Source organism: Nonomuraea insulae (genome assembly GCF_042656245.1).
Genome location: NZ_JBHSPA010000047.1, coordinates 89,658 through 105,974 on the forward strand (window position 1 = coordinate 89,658; position 16,317 = coordinate 105,974).

At 70.1% G+C, this 16,317-nt stretch carries 15 protein-coding genes; 6 read left to right on the plus strand and 9 right to left on the minus strand.

The window, feature by feature from the left end:
• Positions 1 to 7 precede the first annotated feature (7 nt).
• Positions 8 to 754, plus strand: coding sequence for a precorrin-6A synthase (deacetylating) (cobF, locus tag ACFPZ3_RS37650; protein WP_379519109.1), 747 nt, complete (start codon positions 8 to 10; stop codon positions 752 to 754).
• 66 nt (positions 755 to 820) lie between these two features.
• Here the strand turns inward: cobF and ACFPZ3_RS37655 are convergent, their stop codons facing one another.
• Genes ACFPZ3_RS37655 through ACFPZ3_RS37665 form a run of 3 tightly spaced genes read right to left on the minus strand, consistent with a single transcriptional unit; the run spans position 821 to position 4,063 of the window.
• Positions 821 to 1,603, minus strand: coding sequence for a DeoR/GlpR family DNA-binding transcription regulator (locus ACFPZ3_RS37655; protein ID WP_379519110.1), 783 nt, complete (start codon positions 1,601 to 1,603; stop codon positions 821 to 823).
• A 16-nt stretch (positions 1,604 to 1,619) separates the two neighbouring features.
• Positions 1,620 to 2,618, minus strand: coding sequence for a 4-hydroxythreonine-4-phosphate dehydrogenase PdxA (pdxA, locus tag ACFPZ3_RS37660; RefSeq protein WP_379519111.1), 999 nt, complete (start codon positions 2,616 to 2,618; stop codon positions 1,620 to 1,622).
• Positions 2,615 to 4,063, minus strand: coding sequence for a four-carbon acid sugar kinase family protein (locus ACFPZ3_RS37665; RefSeq protein WP_379519112.1), 1,449 nt, complete (start codon positions 4,061 to 4,063; stop codon positions 2,615 to 2,617). The genes pdxA and ACFPZ3_RS37665 overlap by 4 nt, the downstream gene beginning before the upstream one ends.
• A 158-nt stretch (positions 4,064 to 4,221) precedes the next feature.
• Between ACFPZ3_RS37665 and ACFPZ3_RS37670 the strand changes: the two genes are divergently transcribed.
• The 4 genes from ACFPZ3_RS37670 to ACFPZ3_RS37685 all read left to right on the plus strand — a co-directional run bounded on the left by ACFPZ3_RS37670 (position 4,222) and on the right by ACFPZ3_RS37685 (position 8,138).
• A complete protein-coding gene (locus ACFPZ3_RS37670) occupies positions 4,222 to 5,151 on the plus strand; it encodes an aldo/keto reductase (RefSeq protein ID WP_379519113.1) in 930 nt (309 codons plus the stop codon).
• 142 nt (positions 5,152 to 5,293) lie between these two features.
• Positions 5,294 to 6,058: an HpcH/HpaI aldolase family protein gene (locus tag ACFPZ3_RS37675; RefSeq protein ID WP_379519114.1), complete on the plus strand. Its 765-nt coding sequence runs from the start codon at positions 5,294 to 5,296 to the stop codon at positions 6,056 to 6,058.
• Positions 6,059 to 6,195: 137 nt separating this feature from the next.
• Positions 6,196 to 7,455, plus strand: a complete 1,260-nt coding sequence (locus tag ACFPZ3_RS37680; RefSeq protein ID WP_379519115.1) for a hypothetical protein — start codon at positions 6,196 to 6,198, stop codon at positions 7,453 to 7,455.
• 179 nt (positions 7,456 to 7,634) lie between these two features.
• Positions 7,635 to 8,138: a hypothetical protein gene (locus ACFPZ3_RS37685; protein ID WP_379519116.1), complete on the plus strand. Its 504-nt coding sequence runs from the start codon at positions 7,635 to 7,637 to the stop codon at positions 8,136 to 8,138.
• An 82-nt stretch (positions 8,139 to 8,220) separates the two neighbouring features.
• Here the strand turns inward: ACFPZ3_RS37685 and ACFPZ3_RS37690 are convergent, their stop codons facing one another.
• The 5 genes from ACFPZ3_RS37690 to ACFPZ3_RS37710 form a co-directional block, all read right to left on the minus strand.
• A complete protein-coding gene (locus ACFPZ3_RS37690) occupies positions 8,221 to 9,642 on the minus strand; it encodes a DHA2 family efflux MFS transporter permease subunit (protein ID WP_379519117.1) in 1,422 nt (473 codons plus the stop codon).
• Positions 9,643 to 9,681: 39 nt separating this feature from the next.
• Positions 9,682 to 10,317, minus strand: a complete 636-nt coding sequence (locus ACFPZ3_RS37695; protein WP_379519118.1) for a LuxR C-terminal-related transcriptional regulator — start codon at positions 10,315 to 10,317, stop codon at positions 9,682 to 9,684.
• A gap of 282 nt (positions 10,318 to 10,599) precedes the next feature.
• A complete protein-coding gene (locus ACFPZ3_RS37700; RefSeq protein WP_379519119.1) occupies positions 10,600 to 12,738 on the minus strand; it encodes an MMPL family transporter in 2,139 nt (712 codons plus the stop codon).
• Positions 12,739 to 12,838: 100 nt separating this feature from the next.
• Positions 12,839 to 13,906: a hypothetical protein gene (locus ACFPZ3_RS37705; RefSeq protein WP_379519120.1), complete on the minus strand. Its 1,068-nt coding sequence runs from the start codon at positions 13,904 to 13,906 to the stop codon at positions 12,839 to 12,841.
• The gene (locus ACFPZ3_RS37710) at positions 13,903 to 14,898 is read right to left on the minus strand and encodes an aldo/keto reductase (protein WP_379519121.1); all 996 of its coding nucleotides are present in this window, start codon (positions 14,896 to 14,898) and stop codon (positions 13,903 to 13,905) included. The genes ACFPZ3_RS37705 and ACFPZ3_RS37710 overlap by 4 nt, the downstream gene beginning before the upstream one ends.
• A gap of 149 nt (positions 14,899 to 15,047) precedes the next feature.
• Between ACFPZ3_RS37710 and ACFPZ3_RS37715 the strand changes: the two genes are divergently transcribed.
• Complete coding sequence (locus ACFPZ3_RS37715) at positions 15,048 to 15,677, plus strand: MerR family transcriptional regulator (RefSeq protein WP_379519122.1); 630 nt, start codon at positions 15,048 to 15,050, stop codon at positions 15,675 to 15,677.
• Here ACFPZ3_RS37715 and ACFPZ3_RS37720 read toward each other — a convergent pair.
• A complete protein-coding gene (locus ACFPZ3_RS37720; RefSeq protein ID WP_379519123.1) occupies positions 15,653 to 16,309 on the minus strand; it encodes an HAD family hydrolase in 657 nt (218 codons plus the stop codon). The two genes, ACFPZ3_RS37715 and ACFPZ3_RS37720, sit on opposite strands and share 25 nt — an antisense overlap.
• Positions 16,310 to 16,317: the final 8 nt, after the last annotated feature.

Consider the following 16,317-nt stretch of genomic DNA (forward strand, 5'->3'; position numbering starts at 1 on the left):
CTTGCGGGTGAAGCGGCTACTCGTGATCGGGATCGGCGCCGGCGACCCCGACCATCTCACCCTGCAGGCGGTCAAGGCCATCGCCGCCACGGACGTGTTCTTCATCGTGGACAAGGGGGAGGTCAAACATGAACTGGTCCAGCTCCGGCTGGATCTGATCGCCGAGCACGGCCGCGGGCCGTACCGGATCGCGGAGGCCCGCGATCCGGACCGCGACCGCGACACCCCCGCCTACACCGCCGCCGTGGACGACTGGCGCTCGCGCCGCTCGCTGGCGTGCGAGACGCTCATCCGCGACGAGCTGGGCGCGGACGAGACCGGCGCGTTCCTGGTGTGGGGCGACCCCGGCGTGTACGACAGCACCCTGGCCATCGTCGAGGAGATCCTCCAGCGCGGCGAGGTCTCCTTCGAGCACGAGGTCATCCCCGGCATCAGCAGCGTGGCCGCACTCACCGCCCGCCACCGCGTCGGCCTCACCCAGGTCGGGCAGCCCGTACACCTCACCACCGGCCGCCGCCTGGCCGCCTGGGGCGCCACCGCCGACGACGTGGTCGTCATGCTCGACGCCCACTGCTCCTTCGACGGCCTGGACGACTTCCACATCTACTGGGGCGCCTACCTGGGGACGCCCGACGAGATCCTGGTGTCGGGGCCGGTGGCCGAGGTCGCCGGCCGGATCCGCTCGCTGCGGGCGGAGGCCAGGGCGCGCAAGGGCTGGATCATGGACACGTACCTGCTGCGCCGCATGCGGTGAGCCGCGTGAGGTGAGCCGCGTGAGGTGAGCCGCGTGAGGTGAGAGCCGCGTGAGGTGAGAGCCGCGCTATCCGATGGGTTCCGGGGTCACGACCACGGTGTGGACGCCGTGCGACTTGAAGGGCTCCAGGGCCTCGGGGGTGGCGGTGGCGTCGGTCACCAGGGTCCAGGCGTCGGGCATGCGGGCCCACGCGTGGAAGGGGCGGCGGCCCAGTTTGGCGGCGTGGACCAGCAGGTAGACGTGGCGGGAGCGCTCGATCATCAGCTCCTTCATGCGTGTCTGCTGCAGGCTCGCCTCACAGATGCCGTCCTCCGCCGTGACCCCGTCGGCACCGAGGAACACGCGGTCGAACGTCATCCGGCTCAGCGCCGCCTCCGCCAGCGGGCCGACGAAGCCCTGGCTGACCTGCCTGAGCGTGCCGCCGAGACACTCCACGTGTACGCCCGTGGCGCCCACCAGCTCCTGCAGGGCGTTGAGTCCGGTGGTGGCGACCGTGAGGTCCACCGCGTGCCTGAGCTCATGGGCCAGGGCGCCGGTGGTCGAGCCCGCGTCGAGCAGGATCGTCTCGCCGGGGCGGATCTGGGCGGCGGCCCAGGCGGCGATGGCGCGCTTGGCCTCGAACGCCTCCCCGATGCGCTGCCGCAGCGACGCCTCCGGGTGGGTGACCACCGCCATCGCCCCGCCGTACGTGCGCGCCAGCAGGCCCGCCGCCTTCAGGTGGGCGAGGTCGCGGCGGATCGTGGAGGCGGTCACGCCGAGCTGGGCCGACAGCTCCTCGACGCTGGCCAGGCCGGTGGTGGTGGCCAGACGCACGATCTCGTCACGGCGAACCTGCGCTGCGCGGCCCATCGACGGCCCCTTCCCCTCAGACGCCCTGCGCGGACGACAGCTCGGCCGCCTGGCGGAGGGCCTCGATCATGCTACCGGGGTCCGCGACGCCCTTCCCCGCGATGTCGAACGCGGTCCCATGGTCGACCGAGGTCCTGATCACGGGCAGGCCGACGGTGATGTTCACGCCCGCCTCCAGCCCGAGGATCTTGACGGGGCCGTGGCCCTGGTCGTGGTACATGGCGACGATGAGGTCGTAGTCGCCGCGGCCGGCGAGGAAGAACGCGGTGTCGGCCGGGAGCGGGCCGTGCACGTCCATGCCCTCGGCGCGGAGCCGTTCGAGCGCCGGGACGATCTTCTCCTCCTCCTCGCCGTACCCGAACAGGCCGTTCTCGCCCGCGTGCGGGTTGATGCCACAGACGCCGATCTTGGGGCGTACGACGCCGGAGCCGCGCATGGCGGCCTCGCCGCGCCGGATCGTACGCTCCACCAGGCCCGGTTCGATGCGGGCGACGGCGTCGATCAGGCCGATGTGGGTGGTGACGTGGATGACCTTGACCTTGGCGGTGGACAACATCATCGACACCTCCCCGGTGCCGGTGAAGTGGGCCAGGAGTTCGGTGTGGCCGGGGAAGATGTGGCCGGCGGCGTGCAGGGCCTCCTTGTTGAGGGGGGCCGTGCAGATCGCCTGTACCTCGCCGGCCGTCGCCAGCTCGCTCGCCAGCCGTACGTACTCGTAGGCAGCGTTGCCCGCCACTGCCGACACCTTCCCCCATGGCAGGTCGTCGGGGAGCAGGCCGAGGTCGATGACGTTGACGCGGCCCGGCTCGAACACGGCCTCGGCGACGCCGTTCACGGTGACCACCTCCGGCCCCACGCCGAGGAAGCCGGCGGCCTTGCGCAGGCGTGCGGCGTCACCGATGACGACCGGGCGGCAGAAGGCGGAGGTCCCGGGGGCGAGCAGCGCGCCGACGGTCACCTCCGGACCGACGCCGGAGCCGTCCCCCATGGTGAGGGCGATGAGAGGTGTGCTCATTTCGGCCTTTCTTCGAGGGTGCAGTGGTCGGGCCTGAGGTGGGCGGCTATGCGGAGAAGGCTGTCGCGCTCGCCGAAGCTGCCCGGCCTGGTGACGACCGAGCGGCCTTGCGGGGTGTGGCTGTGGACGGCGCCGTGGTGAATCTGGCCCACGGGGGTCAGTTCGCGGACCTCCAGGGCGTCCAGGACCCTTCGCGCGGTCTCCCCGCCGGTCAGGACCAGGTCGGGGGCGGGATCGTGGCCGGTGAGCGCGGTCCTGACGATCTCGGCGAGGGCGGCGCTGAGGTCCGGTGGGCCCTGCCCGCCGATCGTCAGCACGGCGACGGCCATGGTCAGAGCTTCGCGCAAGCGGTGCACGGTGTGCGCGCGGCGGGCCGCGTCAAGGTCCGTGGCCGCGTCGAGGGTGACCGGGTGAGCGCCGCGCGAGAGCAGGAGGCGGGCCTGCTCGGCCGCCCCTGGCTCGGCCGTCCCGACAACGACCAGCAACGCCCGGTCGCCGCTGCCGACGCGGCGACCGGCTGAGGATGCCCGGTGCATGAGCGGGGGTGCTCGGTGAATGGCCGAGGGCGCTTGGTAGATGGCCGGGGATGCTTGGTGGATGGCCGGGGACGCGCCGCAGGCGGCCGGGGATGCGCCGCAGGCGGCCGGGGATGCGCCGCAGGCGGCCGGGAGTGTGCGGTGCGTGTCCAGGGTGCGGCCGAGGGCGGCGGCGAGGCCGCCTGCGCCGATGAAGCGCGTGTGCGGGTCGGCTGTTAGGGCGGCGGTGACGATCGCGTCCAGGTCGGCATCCGTCTCGGCGTCGCACACGGCGACGCGTCCCGCGGTCTCCGACAGCACCCGCGCCAGGGTGGCGCGGGCGGCGCGGATCGTGGCGAGCGGCACGAGCACGGACGGCACACCGTCCAGGACCTCGGCGACGGAGGCCGGAGCGGGGCGGCCCTCGGCGTGCCACGCGCGCGTTTCGCGCAGCGGCACTCCACCGATGTACGGCACGCCGCCGACGACCACACGCCCGGCGGACGGCAACGCGGGCGCCAGCACGACGAGCGGAGGATCGGGCAGGTGCGCCGCAGGCACAAAAGCGGGCGTAGGTCCCGTGGGCGCGGAACCGGGCGTAGATCCCGTAGGCGCGGAAGCGGCCGTAGATCCCGTAGGCGCGGAAGTCAGCGCGGCCGCGGTCGTGGTGGCCACGTTGCCCCGGAGGAGCGAGTCGATCTTGATGAAGACCCGGCGGTCCCCCGCGTGCCGCAGCGCCTTCCCCACCAGCTCCCCCGCCCCCGCCCGATACCGGCTGTCGAGGTCGGCCACCACCACCGGCGCCGCGAACAGGTAAGGCGGCCCGGAGAGCGCGATTCGCGCAGGACGGGAGGAGGACATGAGTACAGCGGCGATCTCCGCCGCCCCCGACAGGTCGTCGGCTAGGGCGAACACGGAAGCGGACCGCACACCCACACCTCCGACTCCCGTCGAATTGCGTAAATCACGCGAAGAGTATTGCACGGAACGCGCAGATTATGCCACAGTTGCCCGCAAGTGACGCGGACGTTTCCCCGTACCCCCAGAACGACTTCCCACCTGTGCGCGCTCAACGAAGGGCTGATTCGATGACCCCCGAGCCCGTGCTCGGCACCATGACCTTCGGCGACACCGTGGACGCGGACACCGCCGGGCGGATGCTGGACCTCGCGCTGGAGGCGGGCGTGACCGGCGTGGACACCGCCAACGGCTACGCGGGCGGCGCCGCGGAGGAGATCCTCGGCACGTTGTTGCGCGGGCGCAGGGACCGCGTCGTGCTGGCGACCAAGGCGGGCATCCCGCACCCGGACGCCGGTGACCACGCGCCGCTCTCCCCCACCGGGCTGCGACTGGCGCTGGAGGGCAGCCTGCGGCGGCTCGGCACGGACCACGTGGAGCTGTTCTACCTGCACCAGCCCGACCGGGCCACACCGCTCGCGGCCACGCTGGCCACCATCGCCGAGCTGATGGACGAGGGCAAGATCGGCAGTCTGGGCGTGTCCAACTACGCGGCCTGGCAGATCGCGGAGATACGCCGCATGGGCACCCGCCCAGTGGTCGCCCAGCAGCTCTACAACCTGCTGGCCAGGCGGATCGAGGACGAATACACCGAGTACGCCGTCACCTCCGGGCTGCGCACCATGGTCTACAACCCGCTCGGCGGCGGCCTGCTGACCGGCCGGCACCGCTTCGACCGGGCGCCGGAGACGGGCCGGTTCGGCGACTCGCGGCTGGCGGCGATGTACCGGCAGCGCTACTGGGACGCCGAGTTGTTCAAGGCGGTCGAAGCGCTCGGCACGATCGCGCTGGACGCCGGGATCCCCCTGGCCGAGCTGTCGCTGCGCTGGCTGCTGGGCAGGCCGGTGGTGAACGCGGTGCTGCTCGGAGCCTCCGGCCTGGACCACCTGCGCGCGAACCTCGCCACGCTGGCCGCCGGCCCGCTGCCCGCCGAGGTGTCCGCCGCCTGCGATGCCGTCGGGGACGCCCTGCGCGGCCCGATGCCGGCGTACAACCGTTGACTGCTCTGGTTCTTGATCAGTTGCGGACGGGCAGGTCTTCCACGACGATCACTCCGCTGCGTACACATGTTCGACCCTGCCACACCGCCCCGCGCTTCCTCCCCGTCCTGAAGAACGGGGTTTACACGCTTGAGGAGATTCGATGACCGCAGCCGAGTTCGCCCGTAAGATCCGCGACCGCGAGCAGTGCGTCGGCTACTGGGTGGTGCTCGACGCGCCCGTCGCCACCGAACGCCTGGCCAGACTGGGCTACGACTACGTCGCGCTGGACGGCCAGCACGGCCTGATCGGCAACGCGGGCCTGCTGAGCAACCTCATGGCCATCGACGCGGGCGGCCGCTCGGTCGGTCTGGTCCGGGTCGAGTCGGCCGCTCCCGCGGTCATCGGCAGGGCGCTCGACTTCGGCGCGGGCGGCGTGATCGTACCGCTGGTCGACACCGCCGAGGACGCGGCGCGCGCGGTGTCGGCCGCCCGCTACCCGGCCGGGGGCCGCCGCTCGTACGGCCCGATGCGCTCCATGCTGCGCATCGGTCCCACCCCGGCTGAGGCCGACGAGAGCGTGCTGGTCCTGGCCATGATCGAGACGCCTGACGGGCTGGCCAACATCGACGAGATCTGCGCCGTCCCCGGCCTCGACGGCGTGTACGTGGGCCCGTCCGACCTGTGCCTGGCCGTGGGCGGCAGGTTCCCGAACGACCCCGAGGTCGCGGACGTGTTCGAGGCGGCGCTCGAACGGGTGCGAACGGCCGCCGCGCGTGCGGGCATCGCGGCCGGAATCCACAACCCGGGCGGCGAGCAGGCCGCCCGCCGCCTGGCTGAGGGCTACACCTTCGCCACGGTCGCCTCCGACCTCGTCCACCTGGAGCAGGCCGCGGCCGCCCATCTGAAGGCCGCGAAAGGCGGATGAGTGCCCCTGTCAGGGCGTACGGCGCTGATCGGCCCTGATCCCGGACCGAGGCGGCGGCACGCACTATCCTCGCCGTCATGACCGTCACCGACGCGCTGCCCGCGCCCTGACGGTGACCTGATGTGGAGGGCCACGACGTGCGGATCGAGTTCCGGTGTCCGGACCGGGATCTCATCGAGATCGTCATCGACGGCGTGCCGCTGCTTGAGCTGGTCCGGCGGGCGGAGCTTCCGTACGCCCGCCAGGAGCAGCTCGAACGGGCGGAGGAGTACGCGCCCGAGCAGGCGCCGCTGCTCGCGGGCGACTACAGCTACTTCACCCGGAGCCAGTGCGGCTGGCCGAGCCGGCACTACGTGGGCGAGCCCGGGGAGGTGGCCTACAACCAGGACGACGATGAGACCATGCTGCTCGGGTGCACGTGCGGCGTCGCGGAGTGCTGGGCGCTGCTGGCCAAGATCGAGGTGACCGGCTCCGCCGTGCGGTGGTCGGGGTTTCGCAACAATGTACGGGACTGGGACTTGTCCGGCCTCGGGCCGTTCGTCTTCTCGCGGGAACAGTACGAGCAGGCTCTCCGTACGACGGCACGGGGGACGCGCAGGAGTGCTGCGCCGAGGACGCCCGAGGTCGTTGACGATCTCCGGCTGGTACCGGTCGTCGACGTCTTCTCCGGCCTCGTCCACCACCTGACTCCGGACCATGCCGGGCCTCCCGCCGACAAGACGCTCTGGGACGCTTACTGGATCGAGCGGGTGACCGCGGCCGGATTGCCGGCGCCGATGCCGGACGACTCAAACTGGATCCGGCTGTCGGACTTCCTCACCGGCCCCCACCTCACGACGCTGGTCCAGGCCACGCAGGACCAGGCCACGCAGGACCAGGCCACGCAGGACCAGGCCACGCAGGACCAGGCCACGCTGGGGCAGGACCTCGATGACGTGCTCGACCTTGACGCTGTGCTCGACATTGACGACGACGCCCTGGAGAGCGTCGGTTGCCTGTCTGGCGGATTCCTGCTCCTGACCGGGGGCAGGACGCTGGTGGCTCCCGGCTGCTGCAGCGACCTGGGTGATCTCGAGAACTGGCGTAACGCCGCCCGGCACACCGGCGCCGCACCGTACCTGGTGTGGGTCGGTCATCCCTGGGTTCACGTGGCCGCCGCCGGCGACGACCTGCTGCTGACCGGCCCGACGGAAGGCGATCCTGGGCCGGAGACGGCACGGCTGTCCAGGAGGGCGCTCGCGCGGGCGGTGGAGGTGGCCGCGGCGGAGGTCCGCTACTTCGCCAGACCGCTCCATGAGGCATGTGCTCGCGTGGTCGGCGAAGATCGCGCATCCGCCGTGTGCACGGCGCTCCTTGGCGGTTCGTGGCTACGCACCGGTGCCGCCTGGTCGTCGTGAGGACCCCGCGTGAGCTTCCATTCCGATCGCGGCACTTCTTGACGCCCTTTATCGCCCCGAATGGCGCGTGTCGCGAAAAGTCAGACTTTCAAGTCGAGCAGCGAGAATGCTAAATTAGAAGGGTTCTCATAGGCAGCCCTCAAAGCGTCAATCAGTGGCGCGCAGGAAAGGTGCGTGCCATGGCCCCGATGCCCGGCAGTGTCTCCTCGGTGTGGACTCACCGTCTTCAGCTATTAACCTTCGCGTGTTCTTTCGTCCTCGCCATCTGCACCATCCTCCAGGGATGGATGGTCATTAACCCGGAGACCGTGGAGTTGTCGTTACGCCTGGCCGGCAGGACGGCGGCGGAGACCGCGGCGGAGGCTCCGGGACTTCTGACCGAATGCCGCATGGTCACCGCGTACTACCTGGTGGGAAACGCGCTGGGCATGTTCGCCCTGCGCGGATCGGCCTGGTCGTTCTGGGCGGCGCTGGTGGTCAACCTCACGCAGGCCGGCAGTCCGCTCGGATTGATTCCCGCCGGGGTTTATCGGGCGGCGCTGCAATCGTACGGGCCGGTCGGATTGTTTCCGACGATGGTCATCGGCGGCGGCGCGATTGTTTTAATCATTGCGCTGATATCCGGCATTGTTCCCTTCCGCGAGATATGGGCCGACATCAGGGCCGCCCATACGAATGGTTAGTCCGGCCCAGACGGCCATACGAACGATTAGCCCGGCCTCGGGGGCGCCCATACGAACGGCCCCAAGGCACCCACGGAAAAGCTCACGGCGATAACGGGTGGTCCGCGCCACCACTCGCCGCCGTGGCGAGACTTTCCCTGCGAGGGTCCGGTCGTGACGCGGCAGCCGGGACGAGCCAGGCCGCCAGCGCCGCCACGGCGAGGATCGCGACACCCGCCCAGAGGGACGCGCGCAGGCCGGAGACGAAGAGCGCGGCGGCGCCGTAACCGCCGGCGGCGGCGAACACCCCGGCCAGGACGGCCACGCCCATCACGATCCCGATCTGCCGCATCGCGTTGTTGACGCCGGCCGCCAGCCCTTCCTCGGCGGGCGCGACGAAGTCGAGTGGCTGCCGGGCCGCCACCGCGTAGAACAGGCCCATCCCGGCCCCGGCCACCACCATGCCGGGCCACAGCAGCGAGTAGGGCACGGCCGGCGCCACCACGACGGCGAACCACGCCAGCGCCGCCCCCTGGAGGACCGCGCTGGCCAGCATCAGCCGCCTGACGCCGAACCGTTCGCCGAAGATCCCGGCGAGCGGCGCGACCACGGCGGGCAGGAGGGTCCATGGCAGTGTCCGCACGCCGGCGTCCAGCGGCTCGTAGGCGAGCACGAGTTGCAGGAACTGGGTCAGCAGGAACACCGCGCCCAGCATGCCGCCCTGCACCAGCGTCGAGACGACGTTGGACAGCGTGAATCCGCGGCTGCGGAACAGGTGGGGCGGCAGGACGGGTGCCGCGGCCACCCGCTCCCACCACGCGAACAGCACCAAGATCACCGCGCCGGCCGCGAGCGGCGCCAGCACCTGGACGTGCGACCAGCCGAGCGTGACGCTGCGGATCAACCCGAACACCACGCCGAACAGCCCCGCCATCATCAGCAGGATGCCCCGCACGTCGAGCCGCCGCTCCGCCCGGCCGCCCTCGGCGAGGAGCAGCGCGGCCAGCGGCACGAGGACCGCTCCCACCGGCACGTTGATCCAGAACACGGCCTGCCACGACCAGAACTGGACCACCGCGCCGCCGATCCAGGGCCCGAGCGCGATGCCGAGCCCCACCATGCCGCCGAGCCCCGCGATCGCGACGCCGCGCCGCTCGGGCGGCGCGGCGCTGACCACGAGCGTCAGCGCCAGCGGGATGATCATCGCGGTGCCGAGCCCCTGGACCGCCCTGGCGAGCACGAGCATGCCGATGGAGCCGGCCAGCGCGGCAGCCGCGGACGATCCGGTGAACAGCACGAGACCGAGGACGAAGACACGCTTCCTGCCGAACCTGTCGCCCAGCGCCGCGGCGGTCAGCAGGAAGACGGCGTAGAACAGCGTGAAGATGTTGACGGTCCACTCCATGCTCTCCAGCGACGCGCTGAACTGCTCCCGGAGCGTGGGCAGAGCCGTGGTGACGACGAGGGTGTCGAGGGCCGCCATGAAGCTGGCGACACCGGCGATCAGGAAAGTGCGCAGCTGCATCGCGGCCTCCTGAGAATGGATACCTAAGAGTACCACTATCTATGTGCCGGAGGCAGACCAGGGATAGGCGGCGGAGTCGCCGAGCGCCTTGTACTTGTTGACCGCGTCGATCCGCGACACCGCGCCCAGTTTGTGGAAGATGTTGCGCAGATGACGCTTGACGGTCCCCTCCGTCACCGACAGGTGCGTGGCGATCTGCCGGTTACTCATGGCGGCGGCCACCAGTGCGATGACCTCCCGTTCCCGCCTCGACAACGGCCCCGCGTAGTCGGCGTCCAGATTGGCCAGCGTGCCGTGCGGAACCGTCAATGTCACCTGTCCCCCGGCCCCTGCCACACTGCGCAGTGACGCCACCAGGTCCCGTCTGGTGATCCCCTTGTGTAGATAACAGCGCACCCCCGCTCTTATCATCTCCTGCACGATCCGGGCGTCGTCGTACATGCTGAGCACCGCCACCACAGAGCGCGGCGAGGCCTCACGCAGTCGCCGCACGGCCCCGCCCGGGCTGGCGTGCGGCTTGTCGATGTCGATCAGCACGATGTCCGGCCTGGTCCTGGCGATCAACGCCACCGAGGACTCGAAATCGGTCGACTCCGTCAGCACAGAGAAGTCGTCCTCGGCCAGCAGCACCTCTCCCAGAACCTCACGCAGCAACGTGTGCTCGTCAACGATCACGATCCTGATGCCCGCCGGCCTGGGGAGCCCCCCGTTCCATCCATCGGATAACGATGGAGATTTTGTTGCCATTGCCCGTTCAGCCCACCGTTCGCCAATTGGCAATAATGACTCAATGCGCCAAACTTCTACACATGAACAATAGCCATATCGTCATCGGTGAAGCAATACTTCGAACGTTATTCTAATGTGAAGATTTCCGTTATCTATATATCGCCAATGTTTCCTCTTACGAGAGAACTCGTCCACCTGCATATGAGGTGGACGAGTTCTGAATCGGTTCTAGTTTCGGACGGCCGAATCGGGGACGGTCACGGGAGGCGCCGTCATGGGAACGGCGCTCGGCTCGGGCATGCCGTGCCGCTCCCACCACCGGGCGAGCGGTGGCGGCGACCACCACGCCCAGCGGCCGAGCAGTTTCATGGACGCCGGCACGAGCAGCCCGCGCACGATGGTCGCGTCCACGACGAGCGCCACCACCACGCCGACGCCGATCATCTTCAGGACGGTGACGTTCGTGATGACGAACGCGCCCACCACCACGCCCAGCAGCAGCGCGGCGGCCGTCACGATGCGGGCCGTGTGCTGCACGCCGACCGCCACGGACTCCACCGGATCACGCGAGACCAGGTAGTGCTCCCTGATCCTGGCCAGCATGAAGACCTCGTAGTCCATCGCCAGGCCGAACGCGATCGCCGCGATCATGACCGGCATGTTGGCGTCGATGAATCCCGGCGCGGTGAATCCGAGCAGACCCGACAGGAACCCGTCCTGGAAGATCAGCACCATCGCGCCGAATGCCGCCGACAACGACAGCAGGTTCATCAGCACCGTCTTGATGGGCAGCGTGACGGATCCGAATGCCAGGAACAACACCACGAACGTGACCACCGAGGTGATGAGCAACATCCACGGCAGCCCATTTCCGATCATGGTCAGCATGTCCACGATCGCCGCCGGCCGGTTGGCGAACAACGCGGTGGCGCCCGGCGGCGGCGGCTCGGCCCGCAACTTCACCACCACGTCGCGGATCTCCTGGCCGTAGGGGCTCAGCGAGTAGCCCAGGGTGATGCGGGCCAGATCGTCCTTGGTGCCCGTCACCTCCGCGCGGTCGACGCCCTCGATCTGCCCGAGCCGCTGGGCGAAGCCGTCGAGCTCCGCCTTGGCCTCCGGCGTGTCCGCCGGGCCCGGCATGCGGACGACGGTGCTGATCACCTTGGTCGGGTCGTAGGGGAACTCCTCGGCGAGCTGTTTGGTCACCACGACGCTGTCGGTGTCGGCGGGCAGCGCCCATTCGGCCGGGCGGGTCCAGACCGCGCTCAGCAGCGGGGCGCCGAGCGCGCCCAGGGCGATGGTGATGCCCAGCACGACGGTGACCGGGCGGCGCATGACGGCGTGCGCCGTGCGGTACCACCTGGTCCCCTCCGGGCCCGAGCGGCGCCGCCCGGGCAGCGGGATGCGCAGCGAGTCGATGCGCCGCCCGGCCAGCCGCAGCAGCGCGGGCAGCACGGTCAGCGCGCTGATCACGGCGAACAGCACGACGCTCACCCCGGCGTAGGCCAGCGAGGTCAGGAACCGGGAGGGGAAGACCAGCAGGCCGCCGAGCGTGACCGCGACCGTGATCCCGGAGACCGCGACGGTGCGGCCGGCCGTGGCGGTCGCGCGCACGACGGCGTCCTCGACCTCACTTCCGGCCGCGAGCTCTTCTCGGAACCTGTTGACGATGAGCAGCGCGTAGTCGGTCGCCAGGCCGAGCCCGAGGATCACCACCACGTTGATCGCGGCGGTGGACAGATCGACGAGCCCGCCCACGACGCGCAGCACCGCGAGCGATCCGACCGCCACCAGGATGGCGATGGCCAGCGGCAGCGCCGCGGCGATGAGACTGCGGAAGACCACCAGGAGCAAGATGATCAGCAGCGGGAAGGACAGTAACTCCGCCCTGGCCAGGTCGCGGGTGCTCATCGCGTTGAACTGCTGGCCCACGGCGGTCAGCCCGCCGAAGCGCTCGGTGAGGTCCGGGGCGTCCAGCAGCGGGAGGATCTTCTGGTAGACGACGACCTGCTGCTCCTCGACGGCGCCGGGAAGCTGCATGGCGAGGTAGGTCTTGTGCCGGTCCTTGGAGACGTAGTCGGCCGAGCCGGTGGAGTAGTAGGTCTCCACCCATTCGTAGGTGTCCTTGGGCAGCTTGGCGACGGTCTCCTCGACCCGCTGTTTGAAGAGCGGGTCGTCCACGGACATGGTCGGGCTCTCGTAGATGACCACGACGTCGGCGACGTGCCGGCCGAGCGTCCCTGCCAGCAGGCTGTTGGCCTCGGAGGACTCGCCGTTGGGGTTGTCGAGCCCGGCGCCGCCTCCGAGGACGCCACCTGCCCCTGAACCCCAGACGCCGCCCACGACGACGAACAGGATCGCGGCCACGAACACCCATAGTCGACGCCTGGCAACGAATCTGCCAATGGTCGCAAACATCATCTCTCCCTCGACGAGGTGATCCGGATATCGATAGTAGAGCTTTCCACTATCGATATTCAAGAGGCCGAGCGGCCAGGCCGCCCAGCAGCCCGCCGAGCAGGATGGTCAGCACGACCGTCCCCGCCCACATCTCCGGCGGCCACCGCAGGCCCGCCGCGAGATGCAGCCCGGCGAGCTGGCCCGCGCACACCAGCGCGGCGTAGAGCGCCCCTGCCACGGGCAGCCGCAGTGGCGCCCCCGGCCCGCGTACGGTGTCCAGGCGCACGAGAAGCGCGTCGGCGAGGACGGCGGCGCAGAGGGCCCCCACGACGACGGTGAGATGGGGCTGCGGGAACTCGTTGATCACCATGAGCCGGATCGACACCCCGAGCACCAGCGCCGTGCCGGCGAACATGGTGGCCCGCCGCCGGTGCATCATGAGCAGCGGCACCGTCAGCAGCAGCGTGGTGATGAGGTAGCTGAAGACGCCCTGCACCACCAGGAACTCGTCCGGTGTGTCGATGATCCCGCCGTAGTCGCCCAGTGCGGGCTCGTACGGGTGGGCGGGCGCGACCGTCATGATGGACGCGCCGTAGTTGAGCAGCACCAGCGCGCCCATCACGGCGTAGGTCATGGTGGCGACGCCGGCCACCGCGCGCCAGCCGCCCTCCCCCGTCGACCACCAGGACCGCAGCGGGCTGGTGCCCATGATGATGCCGCCCAGCGTGGCGACGACGTGGGTCGGGCTGAAGGACGGCAGCAGGCCGATCTCGATGCCGATCGTCTGGTGCCAGATCATGTCGCCGAATCCGCCGACGAAGAAGATCAGCGCGCCGATCGCGCCCAGCCGGTAGCCCTCGGGCCAGCCGTCGCGCCACCACTGCGGGAAGCGGTCGCGGCGGCGGTAGGCCAGCCGGAACGTCCAGGCGGCGGTCAGGCCGTAACCGAGGTAGAGAACCGCGTGGTAGGGGGTGAAGAACCCCTCCAGGGTGTCGAGGACGTTCTTGTGCGCCCAGCCGTCGATCGCCAGTCCGGAGATCATGACGGTCGAGCAGAGCATGGTGACCAGGTCCTCGCCTACGCTCGCCCGCTCTCGCGTGGCGACGGCGCCGGCGCCGGCCGTGATCGCGCTCACTGCCTGCGCCGGAGGGCGGGATCGAGCAGCTCGGGCGGCCGCCATCCGGTGTCGGCGGCGTTGAGCGTCAGCCCGGGCGGCACGATCTCGTCGATCTCGTCCAGCACGTCGGACGGCAGGCGTACGTCGAGGGCCTCCAGGTGGCTGTCCAGGTGCTCCATCGTCCGCGGGCCGATGATGGCCGACGTCACCGCGGGGTGCTGTATGACGAACTGCAGGGCGAGCTGGACCAGCGACAGGCCGGCCTTCTCCGCCAGCAGGGCCAGCCGCTCGGTCGCGGCGAGCTTGCGCCGGTTCTCCTCCAGGGTCATGTCGTAGCGGGCGGGCAGCAGCGCGGCGCGCCTGCTCTCGGGCAGCTCGGCGCCCTCACGGTAGCGGCCGGACAACCAGCCGCCCGCCAGCGGGCTCCAGGCCAGGACGCCCATGCCGTAGCGCCGGCAGACCGGCAGGAGGTCGGCCTCGACCCCGCGGGCCAGGATCGAGTAGGGAGGCTGCTCACTGACGAACCTCTCCCGCTGCCGCCGCTCGGCGACCCAGTGCGACTCCACGACCCGATGGGCGGGGAAGGTGGAGCAGCCGATGTAGCGCACCTTGCCGGCGCGTACGAGGTCGGTCAGCGCGCCGAGCGTCTCGTCGAGGTCCACGGCCAGGTCCGGCCGGTGGATCTGGTAGAGGTCGATCCGGTCGGTACGCAGCCGGCGCAGGCTGTCCTCGACGGCCCGCATGATCCAGCCGCGGCTGTTGCCACCCTGGTTGGGCCCCTCGCCCATCTGCCCGTTGACCTTGGTGGCCAGGACGATGTCGTCGCGCAGGCCGCTTTCTGCCAGGAACCGGCCGATCAGCTCCTCGGACTCGCCGTTGGCGTAGACATCGGCCGTGTCGATGAAGTTGACCCCGGCCTCGACGGCCCGCCGGATCATCTTCTCCGACTCGTCGTAGCCGTTGCCGCCCCACCAGCCGAACATCATCCCGCCGAGGCAGATCGGACTCACCTTGATGCCGGTCCGACCAAGTGGTCGGTAGTCCATTACGATCAACTCCCAGGTCGGTCGAAAAATGGATACAAGAACTGTCTACTATCCTTTTGGATGGGTTGGCAAGGCCCACCTCGTGGGTACGAGTGGGCGAAAGGGGAGGAACCATGCGCATCGCGGAGCTCAGCCGCAGGGCCGACGTGCCCGTTCCGACGATCAAGTACTACCTGCGCGAAGGTCTCCTGTCCCCCGGTGAGCGCACCAGCTACAACCAGGCCCAATACACCGACGAGCACGTACGCAGGCTTCGCCTCGTGCGGGCCCTGCTGGAGGTCGGCGGGCTGAGTGTCGCCGCCACCCGGGACGTCCTGGACAAGATGGACGCCCCCGGGATGAGCCTCATCGACCAGGCGGGCAAGGCGCAGTTCGCCATGACCGTCAGCCCGCGCGTGGTCAAGGACGAGGCCTGGGAGACGGCGACGGAGGAGACCCAGGCGCTGATCGAACGGCTCGGCTGGAAGGTGCGCCCGACCAACCCGGCCAGGATGACGCTGGCCTCCGCGCTGGCGACGCTGCACCGGCTCGGCAAGACCGACCAGGTGAAGCTGCTGGAGATCTACGCCAAGGCGGCGCGCGAGGTGGCCGAGGCGGAGCTGGGCCAGCTCATCACCGACTCCGAGCCGGAGGCGATCCTGGAGACCGCCGTGGTCTGGACCGCGCTCGGCGACGTCGTCTTCAGCGCGCTGCGCAGGTTCGCCCACGAGGACGTCGCCTACGGAGACGCCACCTTCGACTGATCCAGCAGCGCGTCGAGCTCCTCGATCGCCACGGCCGTGTCGCCGAACTGGATCGCCTGCCAGCCCGCGTCCCTGGCTCCCTCGCAGTTCTTGGCCAGGTCGTCGATCAGCACGCACTGCGCCGCCGGCACACCCGCGCGCCTGGCCGCCAGCGCGTAGATCTCGGGGTCCGGCTTGCGGCAGCCGACCTGCGCGGAGTTGACCACGTCGTCGAAGACGCCCTCCGGGGGCACCATGCGCCGCCAGTGCTCCTCCCAGGCCGGCGGCATGTTCGACAACATCCCGACGAACAGGCCGCGCTCGCGTACGCGGTGGAGCTGCGCCAGCCACTCGGCGTTGGTGCGCCTGCCGTCGAACCAGGCGTCGGCGAAGCTGATGACCTCGGTCTCGACCCCGAGGCCGGCGAGTTCGGCGGCCATCTGCCGTAGCCACTCGTCCTCGGTGATGAGCGGGGTGTCCAGCGGCAGCATGAAGTCGTCCGTGCCGTAGCGGGCGGTCACGGCCGCGACGGCCGTCAGCAACGGGTCGGGCGGCAGGCCGGTCTTGGCGCAGAAGGCCGCGAACGTCTCACCGACGGGCGGCGTGAGCACCCCGCCGAAATCCGTCCAGACAGCTTTTATGGAAATCGTCACGGTTATAC